Source organism: Enterobacter sp. UCD-UG_FMILLET (assembly GCF_000762975.1).
Classification (GTDB): Bacteria; Pseudomonadota; Gammaproteobacteria; order Enterobacterales; family Enterobacteriaceae; genus Enterobacter; species Enterobacter dykesii.
The window spans coordinates 159693-184644 of record NZ_JRJC01000047.1 but is presented as its reverse complement, the minus strand read 5'-3'; the positions used below and the strand labels follow the sequence as shown (position 1 = coordinate 184644).

Genomic DNA, 24952 nt, shown 5'->3' with positions numbered 1-24952 from the left:
AACACTAGCAAGTTTGTGTACATTTGTACACAAACCACGTGAGGAATTTATGAGCAGACCACCGAACGATCCGCATCGCCGGGAGAAGATCCTGCAGGCAACGCTCGATACCATCGCCGAACACGGCATTCACGCCGTCACGCACCGTAAAATCGCCACCTGCGCGGGCGTGCCGCTGGGGTCGATGACCTACTATTTCGACGGCATGGAGCCGCTGCTGGAGGAGGCCTTCACGTGGTTTACCCGGCGGATGTCGCAGCAGTACCGGGATTTCTTTGCGGGCGTCACCGGGCCGGAAATGGCGTGTGAATCCATCACCACGCTGATCCACAGCTCGCAGGTGACCACGCCGCACAACATGGCGCTGATGTATCAGCTCTACGCCTTTATGCACCGCAGCGTGGCGCTCAAAACGGTGATGCAGGACTGGATGAAGATGAGCCAGACCACGCTGGAGCAGTGGTTCGACCCGGTCACCACCCGCGCGCTGGACGCGTTTATCGAAGGGATGACGCTGCACTACGTCACCGACCGGGCGCCGTTAACCCGGGAGGAGATTCGGGCGATGGTGGGGAGAATTGCGGGCGAGGGGAACCCTTAGGTAACACTCGCCCTGCCACTTTTACCTGCGCTCGATTTTATTCCCGCTGGCGTCCACGACGGCTTCGCCATCCTCTTTCGTAAACGCCCCTTTCTGCGCGTCCGGCAGAATGTCGAGGATAACTTCAGACGGGCGGCACAGGCGGGTACCCAGCGGCGTTACCACGATCGGACGGTTAATCAGGATCGGGTGCTGCAGCATAAAATTGATAAGCTGGTCGTCGGTGAAGTTATCGTCGGCAAGGCCCAGCTGTTCATAGGGCTCCACGTTTTTACGCAGCAGGTCCCGCACTGAAATGCCCATATCGGCAATCAGGGTGGTCAGCTCATCGCGCGACGGCGGGTTTTCCAGATAGAGGATAATCTCTGGCTCCGTGCCGCTGTTGCGGATCATCTCCAGCGTGTTGCGCGAGGTGCCGCAGGCGGGGTTGTGGTAAATGGTGATGTGGCTCATATCAGTGGCTCATTACAGTGTGAAGGAGAGACGTAGCGCCAGCGCGGCGAGCGTCACAAACAGGGCCGGCAGCGTCATAATGATGCCCGTCCGGAAATAGTAGCCCCAGGTAATCGTCATGTTTTTCTGCGCCAGCACGTGGAGCCAGAGCAGGGTGGCGAGGCTGCCGATAGGCGTGATTTTCGGGCCCAGATCGCAGCCAATCACGTTGGCGTAAATCATCGCCTCCTTAATCAACCCCGTTGCCGTGCTGCCCTCAATGGAGAGCGCGCCAATCAGCACCGTGGGCATATTGTTCATTATGGATGACAGGAAAGCGGTGATGAATCCGGTACCCAGCGTGGTAGCCCACAGTCCGTGCCCGGCCAGGCTATTCAGTACGCCTGTGAGAGAGTCCGTCAGCCCGGCATTGCGCAGGCCATACACCACCAGATACATCCCCAGCGAGAAGATAACGATCTGCCACGGCGCGCCGCGCAGCACTTTTCCGGTGTTTATCGCATGTCCGCGTTTTGCGACGGCAAATAAAATCAGCGCGCCGACGGTCGCAATGGCGCTGACCGGAATGCCGAGCGGTTCAAGCACGAAGAAGCCGACGAGAAGTAGCAGCAGCACAATCCAGCCCGTTCTGAAGGTCGGAAGGTCGTGAATGGCCCGCGCGGGCTCCTGAAGTTTCGCCAGGTCATATTCCAGGGGAATTTCCTTGCGGAAGAACAGATGCAGCATCACCAGCGTTGCGGCAATGGCGGCGATATCTACCGGGATCATCACCGAGGCGTATTCGCTGAATCCCAGCTTAAAGAAGTCTGCCGACACGATGTTGACCAGATTGGAGACAATCAGCGGCAGGCTGGCGGTATCGGCGATGAAGCCCGCCGCCATCACAAACGCCAGCGTGGCCTGTTTGCTGAACCCCAGCGCCAGAAGCATGGCGATAACGATAGGGGTCAGGATCAGCGCCGCGCCGTCATTGGCAAATAGCGCCGCCACGGCTGCACCCAGCAGCACGATATACGTAAACAGTAATCGCCCGCGACCGTTCCCCCAGCGGGCGACGTGCAGCGCCGCCCACTCGAAAAAGCCGGACTCATCCAGCAGCAGGCTGATGATAATGACGGCAATGAACGTCGCCGTAGCGTTCCAGACGATATTCCACACCACCGGAATATCGTTAATGTGAATCACGCCGCTAATCAGCGCCAGTACGGCGCCAATGCTGGCGCTCCAGCCGATACTGAGCCTTCTGGGCTGCCAGATGACCAGTACCAGCGTAAACAGAAAAATAGCCCCTGCCAGAAACATCTTTTACTCCGTTATATCTGTTTTTGTGAATGTATTGTTATCAACACGAGCCTGAAAGTCGGTTTTTCAGCTTCATGCGCGTCTCTTCCCGCAGGCAGTTCCAGCTGGTGTCGATAACGGCTGCCGCCCATGCAGGCATGTTGGGAGAGAGACGGTAATGGACCCATTTCCCCTCGCGACGATCGGTAACCAGCCCGGACTCGCGCAGCAGCGCCATATGGCGGGAGACTTTAGGCTGCGACTCGGTGGTCGCGGAGCAGAGATCGCAGACGCACAGCTCGCCCGCTTCACGGAGCAGCATGACGATGGCGAGCCGCGTTTCGTCGGAGAGGGTTTTGAAGAGCTGGAGCGGGTGGAGCATGGGATTTCCTGCAGGTGTGATTTTCATATGCGTTTAATCATATATGTTTTAACTGCAAGAGAGAAGGTGAGATTTGAGTAAGGGGAATTTCAGGCAACAAAAAACCCATTTATATAAATGGGTTAGAAAAAACAATCACTTACTTTAAAATCAATAAGTTAAAATAGTAGTTAGGGGTAGTAAAGGTCAGGGAGTGGCAACCGCTGCCGCCATTTTGTCGCCATTGTGCATTGTAGCCAGGGGATTAAACCTTAACGCAGTTTCAAGGTGATCTGGCGCGAGGTGGGCATAACGCATAGTCATCTTTATATCGTGGTGTCCCAGTATTTTTTGCAGAGCGAGTATGTTTCCCCCGGACATCATAAAGTGAGCTGCAAAGGTGTGGCGAAGAACATGCGTTAGCTGGCCACGCGGCAAGATGATAGAAGTTTTATCCATCACTGATGCAAATTGAAAATAGTAGTCATCAAAAAACTTGAACCCCTTCAACGCGGTGATTTCTTCATATAGCTCCTTGCTGATAGGGATGCTTCTGTTTTTCTTTCCCTTCGTTCTGGTGAACGTGATGCGGTACTTCGTTACCTGCGACCTTGTCAGATTGACTGCCTCTCTCCATCTTGCCCCAGTGCTGAGGCAAATCTTCACAACCAGCGTCAACAGCTTATTTTGGCGCTGGCAGTCATACAGAAGTTCTGCAATCTGATCATGTGTCAGCCAGGCCATTTCTTTTTCAGCAATAGTAAACTTACGCATGTTTTCAAGAGGGTTTGGCTGAAGCCATTCGCCCAAGCGAATCAGTTCACTAAAGGCACCGCTTAAATAACTTTGTTCAAGATTTACCGTGACAGGGCTAGCGCCATTCTTCCATTTCTCACTGAAATATATCTCTCCTGTTAGACGTTTATCGCGGTAGTGAGCAAACATTTTTGGGGTGAGTGATGTAGCTTGAGGATTTCCTAATGCGTCCACGATCAGCAGTAGCTTTTCGTATACGTGTTCGCCAGCAGAAAGCGAAATGCCGTGCAGTTTATACCAAAGGTTAACAATCTCTTTTAAAGAGCGCCGATCAGCAACATCACCCAGCCACGGTTTGGCCGCGGCCTCATCCATCGTGTGGCGCTCAAAGGCCATCGCCTCACCTTTTGTTGCAAATTGCTTTCGAACCCTGCGCCCGGAACGTCCGGCAGGGTAGCATTCACAGAGCCATTTGCCCGTTTCAAGTTTCCGAATAGCCATTCAATACCCCTTATTACTTGCTATGGGGGTATGATTTACTGTTTATTTATACAGTGTCAATGTTTGATGTTCGCACCATCAAACATTCGACATTAGGTAATAGTGGCATTTAGCTAATGGCTTAAGGTCATTGATCCCACATTCAAAAGATTGGCCGCCAGATATTGGGGCTACAAGCACCCTGCCAACAGGAATACGGGTCAACTCTTTAATGCTTGTTTTTCCCTCAATTTCAACAACCCATGTTCCATCCGATAGTTCGTCAGTTTTCATGTCTGCGACGTACGGGATTTCGTCATCAAGTATGATTACCGGCTTGCTGAGGTGAGAGGGAAGCATTGCCTTATCGAGCATATAAAAATTGGATTCGTACAGATTCCCATCAATGATTTTCTTACGAGGAACCGCGACCACATCACCCATGGCGTTGTCGTTGGCCGTCTTTTTATACTCATTTGGAGAGTTTTTAGCTCCGTTCTGGAAGGCTTCGCCCTTCCCAAAGGAGAGCCATTCAAGCGAAGCGCCTGTTTCCATCGCGCACTGAATAACCCAGTCTGCGGGAAAAATATCCCTCATCCATCTTGTACTCATTGTGCTAGTTGATGCGCCAAGCTGTTCACAAAGCGCCTGTCTTGTCTTGAATCCATAAGCAATTAGTAATCGCTTGATTACTTCCTGCCCGCCTCTATTGAAGTCCATAATTACGCCTTTGGAGTTTTAATTGTTGACTAACTCCATTTGAGGCATTAGCCTTCCGCTTGAAGTACGGAAATGGAGTTATTAATACTTGTCACCGCTAGCTACGGTTTAAGACTCAAACGAGGAATCTTGCACTATGACCACTAACATTTCAATCAATCTGCCAGTCCCTTCTATCTCAAAAGAGAAGTACATCGAACTCACTGGTTTACCGGAAGATACCGTTGAAGCAATGCTGAAAGATGGCCGCTTACCACGTCACCGCCTTCGCAAAGATATGGGTCGTGAAAAAGTCATGATTAATATCGCAGCTCTGACCATAGACGCCCTCGCGGGTTACAACATCGTACTTAACTGATTCGATTTTGAAACGCTGAGAGGGTGCTGACTATGTTTGATTACCAAACTTCCAAACATGCACATTTTGATGCAGCTTGCCGAGCGTTTGCGCTGTCACACAATCTGGAAGATGTGGCCGCTGCCGTTGGTATGCGTCCGCAGATCCTGCGCAATAAGTTGAACCCGATTCAACCACACCGCCTTACCTGTGACGAGCTGCTGGCTATCACCGATTACACGGAAGATGCCCGTCTGCTGGATGGGATGCTGGGGCAGATTAACTGCCTTCCGTCCGTTCCGGTCAATAACGCCACTGAAGCCAACATGCAATTTTGCGCGTTGAGTGCCACTGCAAATGTGGGCGCGATCGCTGGGGAAGCTGTATCAACTGAGCACATGACCGCCGCACGCCGCACACAAATTCTTGATCGTGCCCGTGATGCCATCCGTTCCCTTTCCGTTCTGGCTTACACCGTTGAAAGCCGCCTCCAGTCTGCGCCGGTTCTTGCTGCTGCCGTCGATATCGTGACTACCAGCGCCAGCGGCATGATGTGAGGGATAACCATGAAAGCGTTCGTTACCTACCTGAAAAAAGAATCTCCGGCCATGCAACTGGCAAGCGGCTCCACTGGATGGATTGAGCTGCCCAATGGCCAACGCTGGAATCCTGGCCACGTACATAAATTTACTGCGCATCAACCGTGCCGCCGTTGGTGGCATCGCCTGATGGGATTGTTCCGGGGGCGTTATGGCCATTAGCTCAGAACAGCAGGAGATCGGCCTGAAGTGGCTGGAGTATATGCGCCGTAAATACTGGAGTGAAAAAAGCGAAGCCGCCGAATGGTGGGACAAATTAACACCTGAATGGCGAGGGGTTGTTTTACATGCAGCCGCAGTAAATTCCGGGTCGGACGTTTTCAAAGCCCACCTGTGTAAATGCTGCTGGCATGAGCTGTATGCACGCCTGAACTACCGGGAAATGATTCAACTGAAACAAGGTATTTCCCGCGCCCGGTTAACGTTTGAGGGGTTCGGAAGTTTGCGTGACAGCGATTTTTCCCGGCGCACCGCCAATCGCCCGGCAAAGGTGGTTAATCCGATTTACAGCAGTAATGGGGTGCAGATGGTTGTGGCACCTCAATTCGTTAGCAAAATGCAATTGTTGCAACAGCAGGAGAATCACTGATGTCCATTATCTCTGTAAATGCCAAAGAACTGGGACAGGAGTTGGCAGCGTGGGGCGTTCCACACAATTACGCCATTCTCTTTCTGGAGAAAAGCACCGTTAAAAATGGCCGTGTGGCCTTGCATCCCTTTTTCTTTAACGACACTGAGCACATGACAAACAAAAGGCACTGGCTGGCCGTAAATGTTGCGTACTGGTGCTGTGTCTATCGTGAAGCGGAATGCCAGTTCCAGCAGGTTGAAGCGCTGGCCAGTATTCGTTCCATGTATTACATCGCCGGGTCATTAGGCGCTGGGGAAGTTAAGGCGCTAATCCAGGAATGGTGGCGCAACACCTACGAGCTGCACCAGATACCCGCGCCGAGCTACTCAGCCGCGCCCGTTACTGTCTCTTTCCACTAATTAACTGCCTGAATTTTTGGCCATCCCTGCGGTGGCCGGGGATTCTTTTGTCCTGAGGAAACCAAAATGCAAACAACACGCATGTTTTTACCCATCAACCAATCCGGTACTGACCTGCTGGCAATGCTTGCAAAAGCTACTGAGGAAGGTAAAGCGGCCTCCGCCGATCTGTGTTCTGTCCGTCTGGATAAACTGGCCGCGTATGCAGCTAACGAAGGTTTAAGCGCTGCCGAAATCGTAGAGCTGATCCGTGAAGAGGCTGCGGCCATTTGCAGTAAAGGCGGTGCAGCATGGCAGTAAAAACCCCTCTTAAATGGGTGGGCAGCAAAGTCCGCCTTATGCCGCAGCTGCGTGGCCATCTGCCGGAAGGAAAACGCCTGGTGGAGCCTTTCGCGGGTTCGTGCGCCGTCATGATGAATACTGATTATGACGAATACCTGATCGCTGACCTGAACCCGGATTTAGTCAATCTGTATAAGGCGATGGCCTACCATACCGACGCGTTTCTAATGGAGCTTGAAGCCCTGTTTTCTGCCGGGGCGTTGGGTGAACAGGAGAACCGCGCCATTTTTTACTATGCCGTTAGGGATGCGTTCAATTCGTCCGGTAAGGGGCTGGGCGCTGAAAGCGTTGAAGCCGCTGCACGTTTCATGTACCTGAACCGCCACGGTTTTAACGGGCTTTGCCGTTACAATCGCCGTGGCCAGTTCAATGTCCCATTCGGGAAGTACAAGAAAAACTATTTCCCACTGAAAGAAGTCCGCGCATTTGCTGAGAAGGCAAAGCGTTCAACCTTCATCACCGCGCATTACTCCGAAACGCTTGCGCTGGTTCGTGCCGGGGATGTGGTCTATTGCGATCCACCTTACCTGACGGAATCAGGGAATTTCACCTCATACACAGAAAGCGGCTTTTCACATCTTGATCAGGGGCGGCTGGCCAGAAAGCTGCGCCGCCTTACCGAGAACGGCGTGAGTGTTGTTGCGTCAAACAGCGATCTGGAAATGGTGCATTACCTTTACGCCGGATTTGAGGCAGTGAAGGTTAACGCGCCCCGCAGTGTTGGTGCCTCAGCTGCAAGCCAGAAATCTGCCTCAGAGCTGATTTTGAAATCCACGCCTAAATCCGTTGCAAAGGCTCGCGCATGACGCTCGTTGCTAATGGCCAACATCACGCCGTCGATTCCTGGCGGCGTGATACCTTTGCACCCGGGACGCCAGCGAACGCGACGATCACTGAGCGCCGTTTGTGGGCAGTCAACCCACAGGACTACGAATGGCGTTCACAGTACCTTCACGAGATACCCGACTGGTTAGCCGGGTATTTTGGCAACCGTTACGAAAAGCTGTTTGCTGGCCGTGACGGCCGCCGCCGTGCCAATACATTCCTGCGCAAAACTATCGGTGAGAATGTATTGCCACGTCTGCGGAAAGTGGCTGCGCGTTACCAGCTGGCCGCTGATGTAAGCGATCTCCCATTCGGAAAGTCATTGCAGCGCTTGCCGTCGCTTGACCGTACCGATCTCAAAAAGCTGTCTGGCCAGATATCTGGCTGGATAGCTCAGATGTTTTATGACTTCACCGACACGCTGAAGGGCAAACCAAAAGACGAAACGGAAATGCGCCAGCGCACGTTGGCGGCTTACCGCAACCTTTGTTCGCTTTCCCTCATGCTGAACAATCAGCCGCCTTACTGGGCAGAGCATGAAGCCAACGAAGGCCACCTGGAAACCCGAAAGGCGGAGTCCGGTATTTTGCGTCTCATGGCACCGGAATGGTGGTATCAGCGCCTGAAGCGTGCCCGTGATCTGCAACGTGAACATCTGGCCATCGCCGTTGGCCAGGTGCAGAAATCTGCCAGCGCCTACGTATCACGTAAAACCCTGGGCGAATGGTTGGAACAGAAGAAACGAAATCTGGAGTTCTTCAAAAAGTTTGATCTGATGGACGAAGAGGGTAACCGCATTGCGCTGGACAGCATGGTACACCGCAGCGTTGCTAACCCGGCCATTCGTCGCTGTGAACTGATGGTGCGTATGCGCGGGTTTGAAGATATCGCCAACGAACAAGGGCTGGCAGGTGAGTTTTACACAATCACTGCGCCTTCACGTTATCACGCGGTACACAGCAAAGGCGGCTTTGTGTCTCAGTGGAATGGATTGAGCCCACGGGACACGCAGCGTTATTTATGCAACGTCTGGGCAAAAGCACGCGCGGCGATCTCCCGTGCCGGTATTCATGTTTTTGGTTTTCGCGTGGTGGAGCCTCACCACGACGGGACACCGCACTGGCATATGCTGCTGTTCATGCGTTCGCAAGACGTTGAGGCGGTGCGGGATATTCTTTGCTATCACTCCAGAATTGCCGATTCAGAAGAGCTTCAAACACCCAACGCGCTTAAGGCGCGTTTTCATGTTGAACCTATCGATCCCGCTAAAGGGTCTGCCACGGGCTATATCGCTAAATACATCTCAAAAAATATCGACGGCTTTGCGCTCGATGGCGAACAGGATGAAGAAACCGGGGAAAACCTGCGCGATATGGCCAAATCCGTATCGGCCTGGGCATCCCGCTGGCGTATTCGTCAGTTTCAGCAAATTGGTGGTGCACCAGTGACTGTCTGGCGGGAGCTGCGCCGCCTGGGCGATCAGCGCCTGACTGATAGCCGCATGGATGCAGTGCGTGGCGGCGGCAGATGTTGGGGACTGGGCTGCCTATACCCAGTTGCAGGGTGGAGCACTGGTTGCGCGTCGTGATCTGGTTGTTCGCCTAGCGTATGAAATCACTGAGCAGGGTAACGAGTACGCAGAATATATTCAGCGTGTGCAGGGTATCTATTCGCCTTTGATCCCGAATTCTGAAGTTTGCACCCGTCTGGTTAAGTGGCAGAAGGTTGCGAAGTTGGCCGAAGCGCCAGCGGAGGCGGGTTTTTCTGGCGGCAGCGCCGCCCCTTGGAGTTCTGTCAATAACTGTACGGAGGGGGGAGCCCGGAGAAGGTTAAAACTGGAACTGAACCAGCGAGGTTTTGCCGGAACGGATGACGAAATCGACATTTTGAAGCGCGGCGGTGGTCTTAAATTTGGCCGTTCTGCCCTGATTTACAGAGAGGGACGGTTGCAGGAGAAGCGGAATAATCCGGAAGATGAACAATGGCCAGGCTGGCAATGAAGGTGTGTAAGTGCGTGAAATGTAAAATGTAAATTGTATATTGATTCATTTTTCGTTTCACAAATTGTGTGTTTAGGTATACTGTATTTATATACAGTTGTTTGCGTGGGAGGATACTGTGCAGGATTTATTTTTAGAAACCGTTGCCTTTCAACGGATCGCATTGGTCGCAAAACTTATGGCAACCGCAGACTGTTCTGAAGATGAAAAGGATGTTGCTCTGGCATGGCTGGGAGAAATGACGCAGGAACTGGGAAGGAAGCTGGATCGGTATGAAAAAAAACACCCCCATAATGGGGGCGATTCACGCAGCGGGGGCTGCCTTCAATAAATCCAGTGCCATTTGTTTTTGGTCGGGTGACAGGTTTTTGAGCAATGTTTGCACAAGCGCGTCACCCGTTTTAGCGCTGGGGCTGAGGGTGTGGGAAAACGTCAAATTCATAACAAAGGTGTGCCCACACTCCACATCAGCACAGGCGCAGTAAATATCTGCAATCTGGCGGTGTTTCCGGTTGGTCTTGCGAATCACAGCCTTTGAGCCACATTCAGGGCATTCAATCTTCAGGACTCTCATATTCCGCTCTCCAGCTGTTAAATAATGCCTGGATTTTAGCCTTTTTTGTCTCATGCTGCACCCTTCTCCGTTGTTTCCATTGCAAAATTCAGATGCAGGTGGCGCGGGATTTCCGGATCGCTGTTAATGGCCATCGCCAGGCGGCGCTGAATGGGCAAGACTTCATTCTTTTTGTAGGTGCGTTCCACCTTTTCCGGGTCGCCCAGTCCGGCTGTGTTCTGCGGAACGATACCCGCCAGCCCGGCCGGGAAGCGGTGCGCGTTCAGAATGTCCTGGGCGCTAATGTTCTTCACGCTCGCAAACTCATCTTTGGCCGAAATATCCCCCATCTCAATAAACTTGATCGCGTCCCCGTCGCCGCCAGGGATGTTCACCAGGATGGTGGAGAAGTTGCCGATCCCCTTGCTGTCGCGCAGCTGCTGTTCAATCTCTTCCTCCATTTCGTCCGTCATGCTGGGGTCACGGGTATACAGAATGCCGCCCGTGTGTGCGCCGTTGTGGTAGTAGCGACGGCGGAAAATGACCGCCTCACTGTTCAGCAGGGCAGAATGAACGCCGCCGATGTAGTCCGGCAGACCATAGATGTGCTGCTGCGGGTCATACATCTTGATGAAAATGATATCGTCAGGCGGGAACGCCAGCGGCTCACCTTCCTGTAAAACCACGTAATCCCCTGGTACAGTCTCCGCGTTTTCTTTCTCCTTACGGCGGCGCAGGTAAAGCCCCGGAAGTGGCTGAAGTCCGATCACATCGCCCCAGCCATTACGGACTTTGGCCACGGCTATATCCCCGAAAGTCAGATAATCAAACACAGCGGCTTCGAGCTCGTCGAACGTCAGGCCGCCGCCCTGATAGTCCGCCGTGACCATGTTTTTACGGGCGTGGATAATCCCGCCGTGCTGGCCATTCAGGTTGATAAGCTGCGCCAGCGCCAGGCGGTCAATCGGCTGGGTGTAGTGATCGGCGGCGTTGTCGTACCAGATTTCCCGGTAATCGGTTCCGGTTGTCAGTACCGGTTCCGGCTTGCCGAAGCTGATAATGCTCATTTTTTTTGAATTGTCGCCGCGCTGCTCGCGTTTCACAAAGCGTTTCTTTTTGCTCATGCTGCCTGTTTCCTTACACCCCAGCGGGATTTTGGTTTGTTTTCATAGTTGAGTGGTTCGTTATGCAGTGCGTGGGTGATTGCCCAGAATGCCTCTGCGTGGCCAGTGTCCTGGCTGCGGTCTGCAACAAAGGTCATGGCGTTACCGCTGTTTGTGGTCGTGCGCCTTACTGACATAAAGCTGGCGGGGATTTCCTTCAGGTTTTTATCCCACTCGATACGCTGGCTTTCCACCACGTCCGCCGCTTTCAGTACCAGCTGGTTTTTGGTGTTCATGTCATAGCGAATCGGCACAACAACCTTCATGGCAAAGTGCTGGATGTTGTCAAAAACACCCTGGCCGATCCCGGTTACATCCACACCCAGATAAGTGAAGTTGTACTGGTCGAACAGCTTTTCGATCTGCTTTGCCTGGTAGCGGAAGTTCATGCCCTTCCAGTAAACCACCTTCAGCACGCGGAATTTTTCAACGGCGAACATCGGCGGGGCGACAATCACGAAACACGACAAATCGCCGCTGCGTGCCGGGTCAAAGCCGCCCCAGACTGGCCTGTCTCCAAACGGCCGTTTTGCATCCGGGTTATGATCCTGCCAGGTGTCCACCTCCACGCCGCACGCTTCCAGGTCGGAAAAGCTGAAAACGGAATCCTTGCTGTCCACGAACACGCACATATAAAGCATGTCGAATGTGGCGGTGTTGTAGCGGTTTCGCAGCTTCTCGATGTTGGCCAGGTTGAAGCCGCCCGCAATGGCATCCTCCATCGTGATGATGTAGCGCCACTGGCCATCCGGGCAGAGCCGGCCGCCATTCCGCATTTCATCAAACAGCGGAAATTTAATGGCCGCGCGTTTCTTGCTGCCCTGTTTCCACTCGTCACCCGTCCAGAACGGATAGGCCTGGTGCGTTTTGGCAGATGGCGTGGAAAAGTAGGTGGTACGCCATTTGTCATGGGTGGCCATCGCACTGGCCACCTCGTTCAGTTTTGCGAAGTTAGGAACCCAGAAATATTCGTCACAGTAAAGATGGCCACTGTATGACTGGGCTGTGTTTTTGTTGGTGGACAGGAAGCGCAGCTCTGCGCCGTTACTTAAGCGGATCGGGTTCCCGGTCAGCGTGATACCAAAATACTGCTCTGCAATGTTGACGATGTAAGACCGGAATACTTCCGCCTGTGCTTTGGACGCGGACAGGAAGATTTGTGGATCGCCCGTCATTACAGCGTTTTCGAACGCCTCAAACGCAAAGTACCAGGTTGCACCGATCTGGCGACTTTTCAGGATGTTCCTGACCAGCTGGCCGATGTTCCGGCGGAGGTGTTTCTGATATTCGAAAAGATGTTCATCCGCCCAGGTGTCAAAATCATCCTGAGTCAGTGACGAAATATCGTTTTTCTTGTACTTGCGTTTGCTGCGGGGTTCGTCCTCGCTATCCCCTCGCGCAGCTGCTTGCCGTTCCCCCTGGCTGCTGGCCAGCTTTTCTTTATGCTTATTGCTCTGGGCACGCAGCTTTGTGGCGTGAGCAATAAGCAAATCCATTTCTTTTAAATCCAGATCCGTTTTATTGTCACGCCCGGCTAACAGCTGGTAGCGGCGTTCAATTGCCTCCTCTGTGCTTTCGAAACTGAGCAGGTCAGCCCATTTATATTTTTCCGCCCAGTAGTAAACGATCCGCGCGTTCGGCAGATTTAATTCTGATGCAATTTCTTTCGGCGTGTAGCGGCGCAGGTAAAGAGCGCGGACAACGCCTTTTAATTCGTCTGAGTATTTAGCCATAGATTTAATTATGCCGTGGTGCTGATGAAAAAACGGCGGGGTTAATTCGGGGTTGTTCGGTAATGGCTTATAACCGAACTGTTCAGAATAAAGCGTAATGCGGGGATGTGTTTAATTAGCAATAATCAAATCCACAGCAAGGGAAGCAGTTAATCGACAGAGGGGGAAATATGTGTCGCATTTAAAAACTGGCTGGCTGTGTGTTGCTACTGAAGGCGATACGGTTGATGGACGGGTGCTGGAACGGCAATGGATTATCGACATGGGGGAAACCTATGACCCTAAACATTACGCCGCATTACTCTGGCCGGAACATGAGCGCTACGCCGGAAACTTTGGTGAGGTGCTGGAAGCGATGTGGCAGGACGGTGATGACGGGCTGGCGCGGCTGTATGTCAGCCTGTGTCCGAATAAGCGCCTGATTTATGCAAACGACGAAGGCCAGTTGCTTTATTTCTCTGTTGAGCCGGAGCTGAACTGGCGCGGAGGGGATCGTACATATCTGAAGGGGCTGGCTGTTACTGACAACCCGGCAAGTGTGGGAACTACACGGCTGCGCTTTAGTCGGCGCAAATTAAACAAACAGGGATATTACAGTTGTGTGATTTCCCGTAACGGTAAAATTACGCAGGAAGGGAAGATGAAAAACTGGCAAAAATTGTTTGGTATTAAGCCGAAATTTGAAGATGAAAATTCGCAGGACGATCCACCTGCTGATGATAAATTGCAGGCGCTGGCGAGTGCTCTGAACGATCTGGAAGCGCGTGTGGGTGCAATTGAAACCCAGCTTAATTCCGTGCAGGACGATGTTGACACTATTACCGAAGTAGTGGACACGGAAGAGTTTGCCGCTATTCGTGACAATGCAAAAGAGATTGTTACCCGATTTAACGATCTGGGGAATAAAGGCGGTCAGCGCAAACAGCGTCAGGTGCCAGCCAAATCCGGTAAATTTAGTTACCTGTAATTAACCGCAACGCGAATAAGCAAAACATTTTTATTATCGCGTAATTGCGAGGGAGTCTTATGTTACTGAATAACCGTGCGCGGGATTTACTGGACAATTATACGGCAGGGCTGGCGCAGCATTTTGGCACGCAAAACCCTGGCCGTTATTTTTCGCTAAATGACCCGCAGGAAACCGCACTGCGCCTGGCCATGCTGGAGTCCGTGGAGTTCCTGAACTGGATCACCACGCTGGACGTTGACCAGCTGAGTGGCCAGGTCGTCAACGTGGGTGCGTCTGTGCTTCACACCGGGCGCAGCGAAACAGGCCGTTTCGTCCGCCAGGTAGGGGTTGATGGCAATACCTATTCACTGGTTGAAACGGACAGCTGTGCGGCGCTGCGCTGGGATTTGCTTTCCGTCTGGGCGAACGCCGGAAAGGAAGAAAACGAGTTTTACAACCTGGTGCAGACCTTCAGCACTCAGGCGTTTGCGATGGACATGCTGCGTATTGGCTTTAACGGTACACACCGCGCCAAAACCACAGACCCGATCGCCAATCCGAACGGCGAAGATGTGAACATTGGCTGGCATGAAATCATGAAAACGATGCTGGGTGGCAAGCAAATCATGACCGATCCGGTGGTGCTCGATCAGGCAGGTGATTACAAATCGCTGGATGCGATGGCCTCCGATCTGATTAACGCCAAAATCCCGGCTCAGTTCCGCAATGACCCGCGCCTGGTGGTGCTGGTAGGTGCTGACCTGGTGGCTGCTGAACAGTACCGCCTGTTCCAGGCTGCTGACCGCCCAACGGAAAAAATCGCGGCGCAGTTGCTGGGTAACACCATTGCTGGCCGTCAGGCGATTATCCCGCCGTTCATGCCTGGCAAACGCATGGTGGTAACGCCACTTTCCAACCTGCACATCTACACCCAGCGCAATACGCGCCAGCGTAAAGCCCGGTTTGAAGATGACCGCAAGCAGTTTGAGAACAGCTATCTGCGTAACGAAGGTTATGCGATTGAAGTGCCGGAGCTGTACGCGGCGATTGATGAAGATGCCGTGACGATCGGCAAGCCGTCAGAGCCAGTGGAGGGTTAAACAATGTCTCTTTCACCCGCGCAGCGTCATAACCAGCGCATTGCGATGGAACAAAAGCTCAAGCTTAGCCTGGCCGTTGGCACCACGGAAAGCATGCACCTGCTGATTAAGGCACTGGAAACAGACGTGGAGCAGGTGCGAAGCCTGCCGCTGATTGCAGATCGCGTTGAGCATAAGCGCAGTGTGCTGCTGCCGAAATGGGTTCCGACTGTGGAAGCGTATCTGGCCAGCGGCCAGGTGTATGCCAATCCGGTTCTGGCGTGGTGCGTGATCTGGCTGTTTGACGTGGGCGATCTGGATAAGGCGCTGGAGTGGGCTGATATCGCTATTGCCCAGCAACAGGCCACGCCGGAACGGCTGCGCAGCAATTTCCCAACGTTCGTGGCCGATACGATGCTGGCCTGGGCGGAGGAGTCTGCCGGGCGCGGGGAAAGCATTGAGCCGTATTTCTCACGTACGTTTGAGAACGTGGCCACCAGGTGGCGGCTGCATGAGCAGGTGACAGCGAAATGGTACAAGTTCGCCGGGTTGCAGCTGCTGCGCAGTGAGGATGGCCAGAAAACAGCAGCGGGTGTGGATGATGTGGAAACACTTCAGAAAGCCGATCAGCTGCTGGCCTCCGCTGAACAGTATTACTCAAAAATCGGCGTTAAAACGCAGCGGCAGACCATTGCCGCACGCATCCGAAAACTGACGCAGGGTTAAAGACTACCGCAAGCCAGGCGGGCGCGGTGGAGGGCAGAAACACAATGTGAAGCTGCGCCGTGGAAACCGGACAGCCCGCCTATTTTTTCGGGGGTTCCATGTTTAGTGGAAAGCCGCTTGATTACCTGGATGAGCCGCTAAAAAACGAAGGGTTCTGGCCAGACCTGAACCTGAAAGACTTTCAGGCACAGCGAGCGATCCCGGCTGATGTTGACGCGGACACCGTTGCCCAGGCGCTGCTGGCGGCCGTGGCGGAGGTGAATGCGGAGCTGGAAAAAGTGGAAGCCAGCTGGAAGGCAAGGGGGATTCTGAGCGCAGAGGACGCGCCGGGGGCACGGATGGGGGAATTAAACGCCCTTTGTGCGCAGTACATAAAGGCGGTTTTCGCCAGAGCAAAAGCGGACTTGTTGGGAGAGTTCGCCACGGTTGGGCGGCGCGATTCTCACCCCGGGCAGGAAAGCACGGAAACCCGCGCCGGGTTGCTGACTGAAGCCTCTGTGGTGATCCGACGCATAAAGGGACTGAAACGGGCAACGGTGAAAAAGGTATGAATCAGACACAGCTTGAAAACCTGACGGCGTTCTTTACCGACAACGTGCCAGCCCGTGCGATGCAGTCATTTAACAGCGTAGTGGATGAAATGGAGTTCGTACCGGCTGCAAAGGATTTGGGGCTGGGGCAGTACCGCCAGGCGGTGATCCGCTATGACGCGGTACTGAGCTGGGAGCGTTTCCCGTATCGCCTGTGTCCGCCGCAGTTGCTTATGTCCCTGATGGCTGCCTGGCTCGATGAGGCAGACCGGAACTTACTGGACGACATCGGGGTAACTGAGGCAGATCCGCAGTGGGATGTGTCGGTGGCCGATGAAGAAACCGCCGATATCGTTCTGACGGTTCCTATGGCGGAAGAGCTGGTGATCCGTGAGGACGAAAAGGGATTAATCCCCTGGCAGGGCAAGCGCTGGTCACTGGTTGAGCCGGAGATCTGGACGGCGCTGACAGCAACGATTTACGGCGTGGATGAATCCGGTGCGCCTGTGGGCGATGTGCCGTGATTGCCGGAGGGGAGCTTAACAAGCGCCAGCTGGCGGAGCTGAAAAAGGCGCTGGCCAGCATGGAGCTACCGGCCAAAAAACGACAGCGGCTGCTGTGGCGAATGGCGGAATACGGCGTGATTGCCGAAGCTAAACGCAACGTGCGGAACCAGGAAACGCCGGAAGGGGGAGCCTGGGCAGGACGCAAAACAAAGCGCAAAGGGAAGATGCTGCGCAACATGCCGAAACTGCTGCATATCCGTGAAATGCCTGAAATTCAGGCAGTGCGGATCTACTTGCAGGGTGGCGGCTACCGGAACGGGGAAACGCCTGTACCCGCTGGCACGGTGGGCTATTCGCAGCAAAACGGCATGCGCGTCCGGGTGAGTCGTGCAAGCCAGCCAGGGAAGGCACGGCCAGGCAAGATGGCCACTGCTGCACAGGGAAAAAAACTGCGTGCGCTGGGCTACCGGGTGCGCCGGGGGAAGCGCTGGAAGAAGCCCACTATCCGGGAAATAACCAGCGAAATGCCATACGCACAGGCGGGGTTGCTTATCCGGAAGTTAAGCGGCAAGGCAGTAAAAACGAGCTGGACTATCGATCTCCCTTCCCGCGTATTTCTGGGAATGGGTGATGAAGATTTTAACAAGGCGCTGGCACGCCAGCTTCAGGCCATTGGCTTTGGCTGGGATGTAAATGCGCAGGATATCAGGGGGAGAACATGACCTGGCCAAATGTGACCGTTGACCAGGTAAACCAGCTACTGGGCGAAACCAATGAGGTGGAACGCACGGTGCTGTTTATCGGTACGGGAACCAAAAATACAGGCAAGACCCTGGCTGTGAACACCCAGAGCGATTTTGATGCGCTTCTGGGTGAGGCTGACAGCCAGTTAAAAAGTGACGTGCTGGCGGCGGTGTCGAATGCTGGCCAAAACTGGTGGGGGTTCGTCCATGTGCTGGCTGCTGACAGTGAGCCGGAGGCATGGGTTAAAGCGGTGCTGGCCGCTCAGGTGTCGTGCTCGGTTGAAGGCGTGGTGCTGAGCAATGACATTTCAACGAAGGCGGAAATTAATCAGGCCTTTAAGCTGCGTGCGGATCTGATTGCGAAGTATGGCCGCTGGGTATGGTTCATTCTGGCCACGCAGGGAATGCAGGACGAAGAGGGACAGGCGGATTACCTTGCGCGTATGTCCACGCTTCAGGCTGGCATTGCGGAAAAAGCCGTGCAGCTGGTTCCCCGTCTCTGGGGGAATGAGCCGGGCGTGCTGGCTGGCCGCCTGTGCAGTCGTGCCGTCACCGTGGCGGACAGTCCGGCGCGTGTCAAAACGGGTGCGCTGGTAAGCCTGGGCAGCGATGAACTGCCGCTGGATGGCACAGGGGCAGTGCTGGAGCTGGCCACGCTTCAGGCGCTGGAGGCGCAGCGCTTCAGCGTGCCGATGTGGTATCCGGACTATGACGGCTTCTACTGGTCTGACGGCCGCACGCTCGACGTGGAAGGCGGCGATTATCAGTCCATCGAGACGCTGCGCGTGGCCGATAAAGCCGCACGCCGGGTGCGTCTGCTGGCCATCGGCAAAATTGCAGACCGTTCGCTTAACAGTACGCCGGGCAGCATTGCCGCACACCAGACGCTGTTTGCGAAGCCGCTGCGTGAAATGTCCACAGCAGCGAATATCAATGGCGTGTCGTTCCCTGGCGAAGTGAAGCCGCCGCAGGATGGTGATGTGACCATTGTCTGGAAAAACAAAAAGGCGGTGGAGATTTACATTGTGGTGCGCACCTGGGAAGTACCGCTGCAAATCACCATTAGTCTGTTACTGGATGCCAGCCTGGAGGCCGCCGCATGAGTAAGCGTATTTCGGGGATGTCGTTTGATGCTTACGTTGACGGCGATCTGATCCACATCGAGAAAATTTCTCTCGATATCACGGACAACAGCGCCGCCGCGCAGACCCGTGGCGTGCCGGATGGCCACGTTGATGGCGATGTGGCCGCTGAGGGGGAAATTGAAGTCAGTTCCAAAGTGCTGAGCGTGCTGACGGCAAAAGCACGATCGGCGGGTTCCTGGCGCGGTATTGAGCCAGTGGATTTTCTCTTCTATGCCAAAGCGGGTAGCGAGGAAGTCAAGGTGGAGACGTTCGGCTGCAAGCTTCAGCTGAGTAACCTGCTGGATATCGATCCGAAAGGTGGCAGCGTGTCCACGCACAAAATCAAATATTTTGTGACCAGTCCAAAGTTCGTAAACATCAACGGCGTTCCGTATCTGGAAGCGGAAGCCACGGAAAACCTGATCGGATAAGGGGCAGGGATGCAGGAGTATGAAAAGGGGTTTATCGCGCTGGCTCTGATGGGGGCGCTGATTGCCCTGGGCAAAATGCTTAACAGTGACGAGCCGATCACATTACGCCTGGTTCTGGGGCGCGTCATTGTCGGCAGCGCCTTATCGCTGGCCGCAGGGGTTGCCCTGTACTTTGTGCCGGACATTCACCCTCTGGCGCTCGCCGGGATTGGTTCTGCGCTGGGTATTCTGGGGCTTAACGGTGTTGAAGCCTGGCTGCGTAAAAAGGGGATTAACTTTCTGGGTAAAGGAGTGGGGAAATGACGTTAAGCGAGAAACAGCAGCTGTTTACCGTGATGGTGGCCAGTCTGATCCACTGGGCGGAAGAGCACGACTATCGTCTGACGTTTGGCGAGGCGTACCGCACGCCGGAACAGGCCGCGCTGAATGCTAAAAAAGGCAGCGGTATCACAAACAGTCTGCATACCCAGCGCCTGGCCGTGGACTTTAATCTGTTCGTGAATGGCCAGTACAAAACAGACACCGCCGATTATCTCCCACTGGGTGAATACTGGGAATCGCTGGGTGGTACGTGGGGCGGCCGCTTCAAATCCCGTCCGGACGGCAATCACTTCAGCCTGGAACATAACGGGGTGCGCTGATGACAAACGGCCAGTGGCTGGTAGTGGTTGCGCTGGCGTTTGTCTGGGGCTGGCTGACCGCTGACTGGCGGCGTGACAGCCTGGAGCTGGCGATCAACTCCGCCGCGCAGGTTGCGGGTAACAAGTCCCAAAAGGCGATGCTGGAGATAGCCAGCGAATCCGCCAGGGGGCTGGAAGATAAACTGGAGGCGCTGGAGAGTGGCAGACCGAAGGAAATCAGGACGGAAATCCTTAAGCCGGTATTCACTAATGTTTGCGTGTCTGATGAATTTATCCGGATGTATAACGCAACCGTCGAAAATACCGAACGTACCTTATCAGGAAAACCTGAAGCGCAAATGCCCAACGGAAAATCTTCCGCGCATTAAAGGTAATACCGGGGCGGATGTTGCTGCCCCTGCTGTTGAATATCAGAATTTATATTCTGTGTGTGCGGCGCGTCATAACGCGCTGATTGACGAAATAAATAAACGAGAGAGCTTATTAAATGGAACAGAAAATTAATCTGGTTGTATGTGGTAAAGAAATTGTTTTCGCGCCTAATCAGACCGCCTACAACAAATTTATTAATGAAATGGCGATGGATAACAAAGTTGCCCCGGCGCATAACTATCTGACCCGCATTGTGGAGCCAGAAAGTAAGGATGCGCTCATTGAGGTATTGAAACGCCCCGGTGCGGCGTTGCAGCTAACGGGTAAGGTAAATGACATTTACGCGCCTGAGCTGGAAATTGAAGTAAAAAACTGACAAAGCGAGTCCGGGCTATAGAGAAAAACGGACTCGACCAGTATTTAATTTTACGCCGCCACTATTTACCCCACGGGGATGATTCCATTGATGATATCGCTGCCGCTGTCTGGCTGGATAATCGTTACTGGGAAAATATGCGTATTGCCACTGCAAACGGAATAAGCACTGCTTTTAAAGGCGCTGAATGAAACAGTTAGATTTTACATTAAGCCTGATCGATAAATTGTCCCGCCCGTTAAAACAGGTGCAGAACAATGTGACCGGCTTTGCGGATAAATCAAAAGCAGCGTTTGCGCGTATTGGCGGCGGCGTGCTGGCGCTGGCCGGAACGGGAATGGCCATTAAAGGTGCATTGTCCCCGGCCATTGAAATGTATGACGCGCTGAATGATGCGGCTGCAAAAGGAATTGACAGTACCGCGCTTAAAACAGTTCAGCGTGATGCGCTGACGTTCAGTACCACATACGGAGCCAGCGCGGTGGAGTTTGTTAAATCCACGGAGGAAATCAACGCAGCCATCGCCGGGCTCACGGGCAATGAGCTGCCGAAAGTGACAAAGGTTGCCAACGTCCTGGCGTTTGCCATGAAATCAACCGCTGCGGAAACGTCGGAATTCATGGGGCAGATGTTCGGCAACTTTTCCTCTGATGCTGCCCGCCTGGGCAAAGTGCAGTTTGCAGAGCAGCTGGCAGGAAAGATGGTTTTCATGCGCAAAACGTTCGGCACGGAAATGGCCACTATCAAAGACCTGATGGAAGGCGCGCGCGGCGTGGGGACTAACTACGGCATCGGGCTGGATGAACAGCTGGCCGTGCTGGGGCAACTTAGCCGCACCCTGGGAACGGAAGCGAGCAGCGCCTACGAGGGCTTTATGACGGGCGCGATTGATGGCGCTAAAAAGCTGGGGCTGTCATTCACAGACGCTACCGGAAAAATGCTGTCCATGCCTGAAATGCTGGCGAAGCTTCAGGGCAAATATGGCAAGAGCCTGGAAGGGAACCTGAAGGCACAGGCGGAGCTGGATGAAGCGTTTGGGGACAGTTCGGCGGTAGTCAAACAGCTTTACGGGAATGTGGCCTTACTTCAGCGGAATATCACCGAGCTGGGCGGTGCTGACGGGCTGAAGCGTACCCAGGAAATGGCAACCAAAATGGTGAAGCCGTGGGATCGCTTCATCGCCATCCTGACGGCCATTAAGACAGTGATTGGCCTGACGCTGATCCCGGTGCTTTATCCACTGCTGAATCGCCTGGCAGATATGGGGCAGACCTTTGCACGCTGGATGCAGCTGTTTCCCAATATCGCGCGGGTGGTGGGTTATGCCACGATGGCATTGTTGGGGTTTGCTGCTGTAGGAGCTGTGTCCAATATCGTTATGGGCGTTTCCTCGTTTGTAATGGGGGGGCTGCGTGGGCTCTGGAAAGCCCTTACATCGGTAACGAAGATTTACACCGCGACAATCTGGCTGGCGCAAAAGGCGGTGCTTATCTGGAATATTACGCTGGGTGCGCTGCGCGGAATACTTCTGGCGGTTCGAATGGCAGCGATTTTGGCCGGGGTTGGTATCAATTTTATGAGCTGGCCCATTCTCCTGATTATTGGTGCTATAGCTCTCCTTGCCGTTGGGTTCTATCTCCTGATTAAACACTGGGATGCGATCAAAGCCGCGGTAATGAATACTGAAGCTTTTACTGTGGTTGCTGCTGTAGTGGAGTGGCTGGCAGGTATATTTTCCAGCGCCTGGAAGTATATCAGTGACGGCTGGAATAATTTCATTGCGTTACTCAAAGGTTTTTCACCTTCTGAGGCATTAAGCGGAATGGCCAGCGGTATTATCACGATGTTTGATAATGTCTGGAAAACCATTAAAGGAAGCTTTCATAAGTCGTGGGGATGGATTGTTGGGAAATTAAATAAAATTCCCGGCGTGAATATTTCTTTAGGTACTGAAGCGCACCAGTTAACGCAAAATACATTATTGCCTGAGCTGCCTTCTGTAATTTCTCCTAATGCTCTTTTAACGGGAGGCGAGCTTAAAGGGATTGAGCGAGGCGGAATCAGTAAAACCATAAGCAGTAATACTAAATCTGTGACGGACAACAGCCGGAAAATTGGAACGGTAAATATTTATCCGAAAGAGACGCTTTCACCGGGACAATTGCAGGAGTGGCAGGAGCTAAACGCATGAGTGAATTGCTTTACATCGATCTGCTGATTGAAAACGGTAATTTCGTACTGAATACCGGGAAAGAGCCGGAACTGTGTAATAACAGAAAAAGTATCGGCCAGGACATTATTCACAGCATTCTGGAAAGTGGGCTGGCCACGCAATTAATTGGTGAGCGCAGCCCGACTTTACGCGCCGATATCTTCACGCAGCTGGAGCTGCTGATTGAAGAGGATGAACGGATTGTGCCTGGCACGGTGGAGGTCAGCGAAGAAAACCAGAAGCGTTTATGGGTAACGGCCAGCACGTACGACTTTGGCGGAATATCGGCACAGGTGGATTTATGACGGAAAAGCCGCAGGTTGATTTTGAAGAGGTAGTGAAGTCCAGCGGGATGCCCGTGACTGAAGAGGCTGTGCGCACCCGTTTTAATGCGATTGCAGCCCAGGAAGGGCTCATTACTAACACGTCGCGCATGTCGCCATTCTGGCGACTCATTACCGCGATTGTGACCGCGCCAGTGATGTGGCTTAAGGACGCGCTGGTTTCTGTAGTCATGGTCAATATGTTTGTGGCCACGGCGGGTGGGCAGATGCTGCGCCTGTTGGCCTGGGCGGTGAACGTTACGGCTAAACCCGCCAGCGCGGCGGAAGGGGTGATCCGATTCTACAAAGAGGATGTAAACCAGTCCGTCACCGTGAAGGCCGGGACGGTCATTCAGACTGAAAGGATTAACGGCAAAATTTACGCCGTGGCAACCGTAGCTGATGTGGTGATCCCGTCCGGCACGGCCAGCGCTTTGCTTGCCGTCAAAGCTACGGGAACAGGCGGCGCGTACAACCTCGCGCCGGGTTATTTTCGCATTTTGCCCGTGGCCGTGGATGGCATCAGCCATGTGGCCAGTGAAGAGGACTGGCTGACAGTACCGGGGGCGGATGAGGAAAGCGATGATGAACTGCGTGAGCGTTGCCGCAATCAGTTCAACCTGGTGGGGAACTACCACACGGATGCAGTTTACCGTTCGATGATTGCCAGTGTGGCAGGGCTGAGTATTGATCGCATCTTCTTTCTTCACGATGCGCCGCGTGGGCCAGGTACGGCGAACGCGTATTTATTGCTGGATAGCGGGGTAACGTCCGAGCCGTTTATTGAGGCGGTAAATGACTATATCAACACGCAAGGCCACCACGGCCACGGGGATGATATGCAGTGTTTTGCGATGCCGGAAACCCGACACGATCTGAGCGTTACGGTTTATGTCAGGAGCCTGGGCAACCTTGAACCGGAACAGCAGGACACGCTGAAAAAAGGGATTGAAAACCTGATCCGCTGTGCTTTCAGGGAAAACACGGATTACGACGTGAAAAAGACGTGGCCTTATTCCCGGTTTTCATTCTCTCAGCTGGGGCGGGAGATTCATAAAACCTTTTCTGATGCGGATTCGGTTGAGTTTTCACTGAAAGATATTACGAGCGTTCTGGATGTACCGCGCCTCAACTCTTTAACGGTGGTTTTGCAAGATGACTGAATTTCTGAAAAAGCTGGCCAGTATGGCGCTGCCGTCCTGGATGAATAAGGGCGAGCCGCTGAAATTGCTTAAGACCGCGCGGACGTTCTGGGCGGAGGTGTACGACTGGATAACATGGCCGCTGCGGCAGTTTGATCCGCTGACCTGTATTGAGCCGGTTCTGAATTTAATCGCTTATGACAGGGACATTACCCGCTTTAGCGGTGAAACCTTAAGCCTCTTTCGTAAGCGTGTGGCCTACGCCTTTATTAACGCGCGGGATGCAGGTTCGGTTGAGGGATTTATTAACATTTTCGAGCGGCTGGGGATTGGTTACGTGGAGCTGGTTGAACGCCAGCCGGACATTGACTGGGACGTGATCATGGTGCGTGTCACGGATAGCCAGATAGCAGACAACACGCAGCTGATGATTCAGATAATCCGGCAGTACGGACGAACCTGCCGCCGCTATCAGTTTGAAGTGATTACGTCGGAGCGCCTGGCCATCCGGGCGGGATGGGATCAGGGTGAATATGTGGTTTATCCGGCACGGCTAAACAGCACGGAAGCCATAGGCGCTACGTTTAGCGCGAGTTTATAGGGA

Annotated in this window: 34 protein-coding genes and 1 pseudogene; 27 read left to right on the top strand and 8 right to left on the bottom strand. The window is 53.6% G+C overall.

The genetic code is table 11. The features are described 5' to 3' along the window. Positions 1-49: 49 nt before the first annotated feature. Positions 50-601 (top strand): TetR/AcrR family transcriptional regulator, encoded by a 552-nt coding sequence (locus LA04_RS22095; protein WP_047653210.1) that lies wholly within the window; start codon positions 50-52, stop codon positions 599-601. Between the two features lie 21 nt (positions 602-622). On the opposite strand, the gene arsC is transcribed toward LA04_RS22095, so the two are convergent. The 5 genes from arsC to LA04_RS22070 form a co-directional block, all read right to left on the bottom strand. Continuing rightward, positions 623-1054, bottom strand: coding sequence for a glutaredoxin-dependent arsenate reductase (gene arsC / locus LA04_RS22090; protein WP_047653208.1), 432 nt, complete (start codon positions 1052-1054; stop codon positions 623-625). 12 nt (positions 1055-1066) lie between these two features. Next, complete coding sequence (locus LA04_RS22085; protein ID WP_047653206.1) at positions 1067-2356, bottom strand: arsenic transporter; 1290 nt, start codon at positions 2354-2356, stop codon at positions 1067-1069. Positions 2357-2396: 40 nt separating this feature from the next. Then, positions 2397-2717: a metalloregulator ArsR/SmtB family transcription factor gene (locus LA04_RS22080; RefSeq protein WP_047653205.1), complete on the bottom strand. Its 321-nt coding sequence runs from the start codon at positions 2715-2717 to the stop codon at positions 2397-2399. Positions 2718-2903: 186 nt separating this feature from the next. Continuing rightward, positions 2904-3953: a phage integrase gene (locus tag LA04_RS22075; RefSeq protein ID WP_047653204.1), complete on the bottom strand. Its 1050-nt coding sequence runs from the start codon at positions 3951-3953 to the stop codon at positions 2904-2906. Positions 3954-4031: 78 nt separating this feature from the next. Then, on the bottom strand, positions 4032-4652 hold the full coding sequence (locus tag LA04_RS22070; RefSeq protein ID WP_047653203.1) for a phage repressor protein CI: 621 nt from the start codon (positions 4650-4652) through the stop codon (positions 4032-4034). Between the two features lie 136 nt (positions 4653-4788). On the opposite strand from LA04_RS22070, the gene LA04_RS22065 reads away from it, so the two are divergent. The 9 genes and pseudogenes from LA04_RS22065 (at position 4789) to LA04_RS22025 (ending at position 10076) form a co-directional block, all read left to right on the top strand. Next, positions 4789-5010 (top strand): hypothetical protein, encoded by a 222-nt coding sequence (locus LA04_RS22065; RefSeq protein WP_047653201.1) that lies wholly within the window; start codon positions 4789-4791, stop codon positions 5008-5010. A 32-nt stretch (positions 5011-5042) separates the two neighbouring features. Next, entirely contained in the window at positions 5043-5546 is a 504-nt protein-coding gene (locus tag LA04_RS22060; RefSeq protein ID WP_013097411.1) for a phage regulatory CII family protein, read from the top strand. A 9-nt stretch (positions 5547-5555) separates the two neighbouring features. After that, positions 5556-5750, top strand: coding sequence for a phage filamentation protein Fil family protein (locus LA04_RS22055; RefSeq protein ID WP_044857843.1), 195 nt, complete (start codon positions 5556-5558; stop codon positions 5748-5750). Continuing rightward, complete coding sequence (locus tag LA04_RS22050) at positions 5740-6177, top strand: hypothetical protein (protein WP_044857842.1); 438 nt, start codon at positions 5740-5742, stop codon at positions 6175-6177. Before LA04_RS22055 ends, LA04_RS22050 begins: the two co-directional genes overlap by 11 nt. Next, complete coding sequence (locus LA04_RS22045) at positions 6177-6578, top strand: hypothetical protein (protein ID WP_047653198.1); 402 nt, start codon at positions 6177-6179, stop codon at positions 6576-6578. Before LA04_RS22050 ends, LA04_RS22045 begins: the two co-directional genes overlap by 1 nt. 66 nt (positions 6579-6644) lie before the next feature. Further along, the gene (locus LA04_RS22040) at positions 6645-6878 is read left to right on the top strand and encodes a DUF2732 family protein (protein ID WP_052119568.1); all 234 of its coding nucleotides are present in this window, start codon (positions 6645-6647) and stop codon (positions 6876-6878) included. Then, complete coding sequence (locus LA04_RS22035; RefSeq protein WP_047653195.1) at positions 6869-7726, top strand: DNA adenine methylase; 858 nt, start codon at positions 6869-6871, stop codon at positions 7724-7726. Before LA04_RS22040 ends, LA04_RS22035 begins: the two co-directional genes overlap by 10 nt. Then, a pseudogene (locus LA04_RS22030) lies at positions 7723-9745 on the top strand (replication endonuclease). Before LA04_RS22035 ends, LA04_RS22030 begins: the two are co-directional and overlap by 4 nt. Positions 9746-9863: 118 nt before the next feature. Next, the gene (locus LA04_RS22025; RefSeq protein WP_047653194.1) at positions 9864-10076 is read left to right on the top strand and encodes a hypothetical protein; all 213 of its coding nucleotides are present in this window, start codon (positions 9864-9866) and stop codon (positions 10074-10076) included. On the opposite strand, the gene LA04_RS22020 is transcribed toward LA04_RS22025, so the two are convergent. The 3 genes from LA04_RS22020 to LA04_RS22010 are packed head-to-tail and all read right to left on the bottom strand — an operon-like array spanning position 10050 to position 13194. Continuing rightward, positions 10050-10373 carry an ogr/Delta-like zinc finger family protein gene (locus LA04_RS22020; protein WP_047653193.1) on the bottom strand — a complete coding sequence of 108 codons (324 nt, stop codon included), beginning with the start codon at positions 10371-10373 and terminating at the stop codon, positions 10050-10052. The genes LA04_RS22025 and LA04_RS22020 overlap by 27 nt on opposite strands. Beyond that, positions 10370-11422 carry a phage portal protein gene (locus LA04_RS22015; RefSeq protein ID WP_047653191.1) on the bottom strand — a complete coding sequence of 351 codons (1053 nt, stop codon included), beginning with the start codon at positions 11420-11422 and terminating at the stop codon, positions 10370-10372. The genes LA04_RS22020 and LA04_RS22015 overlap by 4 nt, the downstream gene beginning before the upstream one ends. Next, positions 11419-13194 carry a terminase large subunit domain-containing protein gene (locus LA04_RS22010; RefSeq protein WP_047653190.1) on the bottom strand — a complete coding sequence of 592 codons (1776 nt, stop codon included), beginning with the start codon at positions 13192-13194 and terminating at the stop codon, positions 11419-11421. The genes LA04_RS22015 and LA04_RS22010 overlap by 4 nt, the downstream gene beginning before the upstream one ends. Positions 13195-13366: 172 nt before the next feature. Here LA04_RS22010 and LA04_RS22005 point away from each other — a divergent pair, with 172 nt between their 5' ends. The 17 genes from LA04_RS22005 (at position 13367) to LA04_RS21930 (ending at position 24949) form a co-directional block, all read left to right on the top strand. Then, on the top strand, positions 13367-14161 hold the full coding sequence (locus LA04_RS22005; protein WP_047653188.1) for a GPO family capsid scaffolding protein: 795 nt from the start codon (positions 13367-13369) through the stop codon (positions 14159-14161). 59 nt (positions 14162-14220) lie between these two features. Beyond that, positions 14221-15243 (top strand): phage major capsid protein, P2 family, encoded by a 1023-nt coding sequence (locus tag LA04_RS22000; RefSeq protein WP_047362322.1) that lies wholly within the window; start codon positions 14221-14223, stop codon positions 15241-15243. A 3-nt stretch (positions 15244-15246) separates the two neighbouring features. Continuing rightward, a complete protein-coding gene (gene gpM, locus LA04_RS21995; RefSeq protein ID WP_047653187.1) occupies positions 15247-15948 on the top strand; it encodes a phage terminase small subunit in 702 nt (233 codons plus the stop codon). 98 nt (positions 15949-16046) lie between these two features. Continuing rightward, on the top strand, positions 16047-16499 hold the full coding sequence (locus LA04_RS21990) for a head completion/stabilization protein (protein ID WP_200882539.1): 453 nt from the start codon (positions 16047-16049) through the stop codon (positions 16497-16499). Then, a complete protein-coding gene (locus LA04_RS21985) occupies positions 16496-17002 on the top strand; it encodes a phage tail protein (RefSeq protein ID WP_047653185.1) in 507 nt (168 codons plus the stop codon). The genes LA04_RS21990 and LA04_RS21985 overlap by 4 nt, the downstream gene beginning before the upstream one ends. After that, positions 16999-17706, top strand: a complete 708-nt coding sequence (locus LA04_RS21980) for a hypothetical protein (RefSeq protein WP_047653184.1) — start codon at positions 16999-17001, stop codon at positions 17704-17706. Before LA04_RS21985 ends, LA04_RS21980 begins: the two co-directional genes overlap by 4 nt. Continuing rightward, positions 17703-18830, top strand: a complete 1128-nt coding sequence (locus LA04_RS21975) for a DUF2586 domain-containing protein (RefSeq protein ID WP_047653183.1) — start codon at positions 17703-17705, stop codon at positions 18828-18830. Before LA04_RS21980 ends, LA04_RS21975 begins: the two co-directional genes overlap by 4 nt. Continuing rightward, a complete protein-coding gene (locus LA04_RS21970; protein WP_047653182.1) occupies positions 18827-19282 on the top strand; it encodes a phage protein in 456 nt (151 codons plus the stop codon). The genes LA04_RS21975 and LA04_RS21970 overlap by 4 nt, the downstream gene beginning before the upstream one ends. Positions 19283-19291: 9 nt before the next feature. After that, complete coding sequence (locus LA04_RS21965; RefSeq protein WP_039268767.1) at positions 19292-19585, top strand: phage holin family protein; 294 nt, start codon at positions 19292-19294, stop codon at positions 19583-19585. Further along, positions 19582-19923: a M15 family metallopeptidase gene (locus tag LA04_RS21960; RefSeq protein WP_047653181.1), complete on the top strand. Its 342-nt coding sequence runs from the start codon at positions 19582-19584 to the stop codon at positions 19921-19923. Before LA04_RS21965 ends, LA04_RS21960 begins: the two co-directional genes overlap by 4 nt. Beyond that, the gene (locus LA04_RS21955; RefSeq protein ID WP_047653179.1) at positions 19923-20291 is read left to right on the top strand and encodes a hypothetical protein; all 369 of its coding nucleotides are present in this window, start codon (positions 19923-19925) and stop codon (positions 20289-20291) included. Before LA04_RS21960 ends, LA04_RS21955 begins: the two co-directional genes overlap by 1 nt. Before the next feature lie 119 nt (positions 20292-20410). Further along, entirely contained in the window at positions 20411-20671 is a 261-nt protein-coding gene (locus LA04_RS21950; RefSeq protein WP_047653178.1) for a putative phage tail assembly chaperone, read from the top strand. After that, the gene (locus LA04_RS25365; RefSeq protein WP_404851517.1) at positions 20668-20862 is read left to right on the top strand and encodes a DUF6890 family protein; all 195 of its coding nucleotides are present in this window, start codon (positions 20668-20670) and stop codon (positions 20860-20862) included. The genes LA04_RS21950 and LA04_RS25365 overlap by 4 nt, the downstream gene beginning before the upstream one ends. Further along, a complete protein-coding gene (locus tag LA04_RS21945; protein WP_047653176.1) occupies positions 20859-22862 on the top strand; it encodes a phage tail tape measure protein in 2004 nt (667 codons plus the stop codon). The genes LA04_RS25365 and LA04_RS21945 overlap by 4 nt, the downstream gene beginning before the upstream one ends. Next, a complete protein-coding gene (locus tag LA04_RS21940; protein WP_047653174.1) occupies positions 22859-23188 on the top strand; it encodes a DUF2590 family protein in 330 nt (109 codons plus the stop codon). The genes LA04_RS21945 and LA04_RS21940 overlap by 4 nt, the downstream gene beginning before the upstream one ends. Beyond that, the gene (locus LA04_RS21935) at positions 23185-24369 is read left to right on the top strand and encodes a baseplate J/gp47 family protein (protein WP_047653173.1); all 1185 of its coding nucleotides are present in this window, start codon (positions 23185-23187) and stop codon (positions 24367-24369) included. The genes LA04_RS21940 and LA04_RS21935 overlap by 4 nt, the downstream gene beginning before the upstream one ends. After that, positions 24362-24949, top strand: a complete 588-nt coding sequence (locus LA04_RS21930; RefSeq protein ID WP_047653172.1) for a hypothetical protein — start codon at positions 24362-24364, stop codon at positions 24947-24949. Before LA04_RS21935 ends, LA04_RS21930 begins: the two co-directional genes overlap by 8 nt. The last annotated feature ends 3 nt before the right edge of the window (positions 24950-24952 follow it).